7 protein-coding genes and 1 pseudogene are annotated in these 5,008 nt (G+C 66.3%); 1 reads left to right on the forward strand and 7 read right to left on the reverse strand.

What is annotated here, in order from left to right; genetic code table 11:
- From A9X05_RS16355 to A9X05_RS31700, 7 genes are all read right to left on the reverse strand, one after another.
- Positions 1-222, reverse strand: a 222-nt coding sequence (locus A9X05_RS16355; RefSeq protein WP_197499088.1) for a copper resistance protein CopC, incomplete at its 3' end; no start/stop codon positions are given.
- A complete protein-coding gene (locus A9X05_RS16360; protein WP_067782696.1) occupies positions 219-893 on the reverse strand; it encodes a YcnI family protein in 675 nt (224 codons plus the stop codon). The genes A9X05_RS16355 and A9X05_RS16360, both read right to left, overlap by 4 nt.
- A 23-nt stretch (positions 894-916) precedes the next feature.
- A complete protein-coding gene (locus tag A9X05_RS16365; protein WP_067758869.1) occupies positions 917-1,573 on the reverse strand; it encodes a DUF6474 family protein in 657 nt (218 codons plus the stop codon).
- A 137-nt stretch (positions 1,574-1,710) separates the two neighbouring features.
- On the reverse strand, positions 1,711-2,109 hold the full coding sequence (locus tag A9X05_RS16370; RefSeq protein ID WP_067758872.1) for a helix-turn-helix transcriptional regulator: 399 nt from the start codon (positions 2,107-2,109) through the stop codon (positions 1,711-1,713).
- Positions 2,110-2,726: 617 nt separating this feature from the next.
- Positions 2,727-3,260 (reverse strand): hypothetical protein, encoded by a 534-nt coding sequence (locus A9X05_RS16375; RefSeq protein WP_046186040.1) that lies wholly within the window; start codon positions 3,258-3,260, stop codon positions 2,727-2,729.
- Positions 3,261-3,456: 196 nt separating this feature from the next.
- Entirely contained in the window at positions 3,457-4,080 is a 624-nt protein-coding gene (locus tag A9X05_RS16380; protein WP_067279219.1) for a superoxide dismutase, read from the reverse strand.
- A gap of 145 nt (positions 4,081-4,225) precedes the next feature.
- Positions 4,226-4,381: a hypothetical protein gene (locus A9X05_RS31700; protein WP_197499089.1), complete on the reverse strand. Its 156-nt coding sequence runs from the start codon at positions 4,379-4,381 to the stop codon at positions 4,226-4,228.
- 460 nt (positions 4,382-4,841) lie between these two features.
- Here A9X05_RS31700 and A9X05_RS32235 point away from each other — a divergent pair.
- Positions 4,842-5,008 (forward strand): annotated as a pseudogene (locus tag A9X05_RS32235) (hypothetical protein); the annotation flags it as partial.

Genomic DNA, 5,008 nt, shown 5'->3' on the forward strand with positions numbered 1-5,008 from the left:
GGACCACACATTGCCGTCGGGCCCGACGACGGTCATGGCCGCGAACGTGGTCTGCAGCTGTTCGTTGAACGTGGCGCTCACGCGCTCTGGCCCCGCCGCGAGGACCGCGTTGTCGGCCGGATCGGTGGCCACCCGGGCGGCATGGGCCGACGCCTCCGGCGCGGTCATCGTCGCGATCAGCCAGAGGGCACCGACGCATGCGGCAATCGCCAACCGCCTCATGCCCGGCGGCGGATCAGTCCGAGGCAGACTCCCAGCGCGGCCACGACCAGGGCCCCGCCGCCCAACATCCGGGCGGTGTTGTCCGCGGGTTTAGGCGGAGGCCCGGACACCTGGTCGGCCGGCGTGACAGAAGACGGATGGTGGCCGTGGGATGCCGCCGGTCCGACGGCAAGTGTCAGCGTGGGCGCCGGGTGCTCCGGCTCACCACCGCCCGGCAGCGGCGGCTGGTCCCACTTGACGACCGTGCCGTCGGAATAGGTCTGCGTGGCCGGGAAACTGACGGTGTCGGTATCGGGCAGCTTCATCGAGACGCGGAACAGCGCGAACTGGTCAGCCCCGATGCCGCCTCCTGGCGCGGCCGTCCACGTCACCGAGCGCACGGCGCCCGATGCCGCGTCACGGTCCAGCCTGGCCGTCCACCCCGGGGCGGTTTCGGTGCTGGCCGCGGCCACGTCGGGCAGGGCGACGCTCAGCGCGGTGGTCAGTGCGCCCGTGTTCGATTCGTTGGGGACCTGGAAGGTGACGATCGCCATGGCGCCGCGCAGCGCGTTGTCGCTGCTGGCGTGGACGTGGGCCCACGCCGCCGGAAGCTGTGCGGCCGAGACGGCGTAGAGGGTGAGGGCGGCGGCCACCGCGACCGGGACGCGGGAGACCCGCGCTCGGATCGGCATGCCGGGCCGCCGCATTCGGTTGATCAGCTCAACCCGAGCCGGGCCATCAGGTCCGCCTCGATCCCGTCGAGCTGCGCCGCGATCGCCGCGTGCGCCGCCCGGCGGCGCGTGGCCGGCATGTTCTCCGCGGCGGTGACAGCCGCCGACAGGTCGGTGAGCCGCTCGGTGATGGCCGACGCGAACTGCCGCGTTTCGGCGTCCTTGGGCTTCTTGTCCTGCACCGCCCGCAGGGACTTTTCCGCCCCGGCGATTCGGGCGGACAGCTGCGCGCCGTGGCCGGAGAACTGCCCGATCTGCGCCAGGGGGATCCCGAGTTGATCCGCGCGACGCTGATCTATCAGGGCGCGCGCCGAGACGGCGGCCCGGTAGATGACCGGTGTGAGGATGGGCGCAAGCAGCCGGGACACCGTGAGCGCCCGACGAATCCGTGTCGGCGACAAGATCTTCCCTTCGCGCGCCGCTTTGAGTTCGGCCTCGGCGACCTTGAGCGCGTTGCGGTCGCTGTCCCGCTGGGCCTTGATCTGCGCTCTGAGGGCTCGGGCCTCCGCCCGGTGGGCGGCCTTGTACCGGCGAGTCTCGTTCTTGGCGGCGAGCTTGGCCTCCAGCTTCGCGCGGGCCTTGATCGCACGGGCTTCGGCGCGACGCGTCGCGCGACTCTTTCGCTTGCGGAACAGGCCCATACCCGGCCGCCTCCCCGGTATCTCGTGGACTATCGCTCTCGGGCGTGCGCGATCCCGTGAGCCAACCCTAATCGGAATGGGCGGGCGGGAGCCCTCCAGGTCGGGGCCGGGCGGCTGGGTGCGGGCGCGGGCGTCCGCTAAGCGTCCAGGTGCTCGGCGCGACGCAGCTCGTTGACCCGCTGCATGACCTCGCCTTGCGCCTCGGGGGACAACTCGGATGCGCGCAGGGCGATGCGGCGCACACCGTCGTCGCGCATGGTGGCGAGGATGGACAGTTCCTTGTCGAGCTTCTCGTAGTACTCGTCGTCGGTGAAGTAGGCCGGCTTGATGCGGAAGAAGTTGGCCAACGCGGCCATGGTCGCCGACGACGGGTTGGTGCGGTTCCCCGAACGCAATTGCGACAGGTAGGGAGCCGACATCGTGATGCCCTCCGCCTTGAGCGCCGCGATCACTTCAGCCGAGGTGTGGGGCCCCCGTCCCGGGGGATACACCGTGTCGAACAGGCGGTTCAGGCGAGCAGCGAACGTCGTGCTCATTGGATATGACCTCCACTGGGCTGTAGAAGTGAACTATTACCTAGGTATATTTGCTGATCATGGTAGCGGGGGTTTGTGTCCCGAAACAGGTGCAAACCCCCCAGGATTCGGTCCAGGCGTAGCTGGTGCTTGCCGATACCGCACTTGACGAGCGTCCAACTGATTCGCTGGGGTGTCCACTAAATCGGCGAAACTCACAGGTTATCCGCAGAATCGGACATCCGTTGCAAGGTGGCGGGCCGTCGGTGGCGGGGCGGGTCAAGTGTAGGATGGGCAGGTGCTGGGCGGTCGCACCGCAACCGGGCAGCAATTTATGATTGCTTAACGCCTTATTTGCTGTCGAATGCCAGTTGCGGCCGGAAAACACCCTTCGCAAACGTGCCGGATATGTGAATCGGTGTTCGGCGGCCCGTCGCGACGGGCCCATCTGCGACGCCCGCGCGCCGGCATTTCCGCAACGGGGGGCGGGAAAGCGGGGGAGTGCGCCGGCGGCGTGCGCAAAGGGGCCGCGGGGCGGTTGTGCAGACGTCGTGCACGCCCAAACCCGGCGAGCGCACGGGTGCGGCGATCGATGCCAAAAACGAGCCGAGTTTTCTAATTCACGCCGAAGTAAATGGCTATGCCGCAAGCAGCATCGCCAGGATGGCGGTATCGGGATGGCTGATGGGGTCGACTCCGACTCGGCTCACCATCGATGTGATCGTGCCGTCGGCTTCCGCCTCCACCCAGGCCGCTCGATGCTCGAGTCCCAGGTAGGGCAATCCGGGGAGCAGGACGCATCCCGACGCCGCGCCGTTGCATTCCGGCAAGGACGGCGTGGTCTCCGATGGAGGGTGCAGCATCAGCAGGGCCGGGGGCTGGTGATCGGCGAAATAGCCTGGCTGGATTGCCGATTCGCCGAAGACCGTACCTTCGGCAAGCACCAGGCCGACGGTGCCCGGCTCGGGCTCCTCGGGCAGTTCTTCGCGGGCGCCGAACACCGTTGTCGTGGAGAGCAATCCGGGCAATGACGCGACCCGGACCGCGACCATGAGCAATTGTGCCCACTCTTTGGTCGAATCCGGCCAACGTCCGGAGATCACGAACCCTTTCAGGGCACCACGAGCATGGAAAGGGGAAACCCCTATCGGGCGGTCAGACCCAGTTTCCATTTCGACCTCCGCGCGACGCCTCCGTCCGATTAACCACACTGGTAGCTCGAATAACCAAGCATGCCTGCGGGTTCGGTGCCGTGCAACCCGACACGGCCAAAGGCGCACATGTTCTCGGAGTGCCCAATCGGCGACCGCGCAAACGACAAAGGCGCCGCGCAAGCCGCGCGACGCCCGTGTCGATTCGAGGTGGGACTCAGCCGAAGATCAGTCCATTGGTCTTCGACGTGGCGGCCGCATACCGCTTCTGCACGTCGGCCCAGTTGACGACGTTCCAGAACGCCTTGACGTAGTCCGCCTTGACGTTCTTGTACTGCAGGTAGAAGGCGTGCTCCCACATGTCCACCTGCAGCAAGGGAATGATGCCAAGCGGGACGTTGGCCTGCTGGTCGTACAGCTGGAAAGTGAGCAGCCTGTTGCCGAGGGTGTCATATCCCAGGACCGCCCAACCCGAACCCTGAAGTCCATTGGCGGCGGCACTGAACTGGGCGCGGAATTTGTCGAACGACCCGAACGCATCGTCAATCGCGGCGGCGAGCTCGCCGGTCGGCTTGTCGCCGCCGTCCGGCGACAGGTTCTTCCACCAGATCGAGTGGTTCACGTGGCCGCCGAGGTGAAACGCCAAGTTCTTTTCGTTCAGGAAGATCGCGGCGTGGTCGTCGTTGGCGCGCGCCTCTTCGAGTTTGGCGACGGCGTCGTTCACGCCTTTGACGTACGTGGCGTGGTGCTTACTGTGATGGATCTCGTTGATCTGCCCCGAGATGTGCGGTTCCAACGCTGCGTAATCCCAGTCCAAATCGGGCAGGGTGTATTCAGCCACGGCGTTCCTTTCTTCGATTGTCTTCTAACGCTCATTCGCAAGCCTGCCAAGCGGCAGCCAGCCGTAGACAACCCTGCTCCATGACTGCGCGGACCGCAAGAATGACCGCGATGAGCCGGAAGGCGAATACCCGTTCAGCGTCGATTCAAGACAGAACGATGAGAAGGAGAACGGCCAGCAACGCCAGCGCGATGAGCCCGGCGCGCAACGCGGCAACGCTGTAGCTGTGATTCCACGCGGGCGAGCCCGAGTACGACTTCGATGGGGCCGGTGAACCCGGACCGAACGAATGCGTGGCCATCAATCGCCTTTCACCCGCCCCTCACCTCGCGGCAGTGAGGTGAGTCACAACAATTTTCGCGCGAACGCGATCATAGCGCTTCGGGGCGGGCTTGGAAAATGACTCTCTGAACTGCGGGTTGGCGCCGAACGCCGCGCAGACCCAGCCGAGGGCGCCATCGCGGGGGCCCCGCGGTTGCTTAGCAAGACAATCCATTTCGCTCGGCGACCGTTCTGGGCTGTCTATCGCATGCGTCAACCCAGCGGTGTTATCCACATGTCGAACCACCGCTAGCCGGAAAAGCTGTAGTAACGGTTCCCTTACCCAGAACCCGCATGTGGATAAACCTGTGGAAACTGTGGATAGTCGGGATAGCTGAAGAGATAGCCGACGACTCGGCTCCAGCCATTCCCGAGCGATCCGCGGGACCCCCACCGCTCGCCGCACGCGGAGCGGATCGCCGCGAGGCTACGCTGGTCCGGTGATCCAGGTGTGCTCCCAATGCGGCACTCGGTGGAACGTCCGCGAACGGCAGCGCGAATGGTGTCCACGTTGCCGGGGAGCCCTGATGGCGCCGCTGGCCGATGCGCCGGCGCCCGACCCACGGTGGGGCTCACACAACGCCGCGCCTGCGAGCCGACCGCCCGC

The sequence above is a fragment of the Mycobacterium sp. E3298 genome, from assembly GCF_001666895.1.
Lineage (GTDB): Bacteria > Actinomycetota > Actinomycetes > Mycobacteriales > Mycobacteriaceae > Mycobacterium.

Coding starts and splice junctions, on each gene's coding strand:
- A9X05_RS16365 (WP_067758869.1), bottom strand. CDS start 1,573: ATGGGCCTGTTCCGCAAGCGAAAGAGTCGCGCGACGCGTCGCGCCGAA.
- A9X05_RS16375 (WP_046186040.1), bottom strand. CDS start 3,260: ATGGAAACTGGGTCTGACCGCCCGATAGGGGTTTCCCCTTTCCATGCT.
- A9X05_RS16360 (WP_067782696.1), bottom strand. CDS start 893: ATGCCGATCCGAGCGCGGGTCTCCCGCGTCCCGGTCGCGGTGGCCGCC.
- A9X05_RS31700 (WP_197499089.1), bottom strand. CDS start 4,381: ATGGCCACGCATTCGTTCGGTCCGGGTTCACCGGCCCCATCGAAGTCG.
- A9X05_RS16370 (WP_067758872.1), bottom strand. CDS start 2,109: ATGAGCACGACGTTCGCTGCTCGCCTGAACCGCCTGTTCGACACGGTG.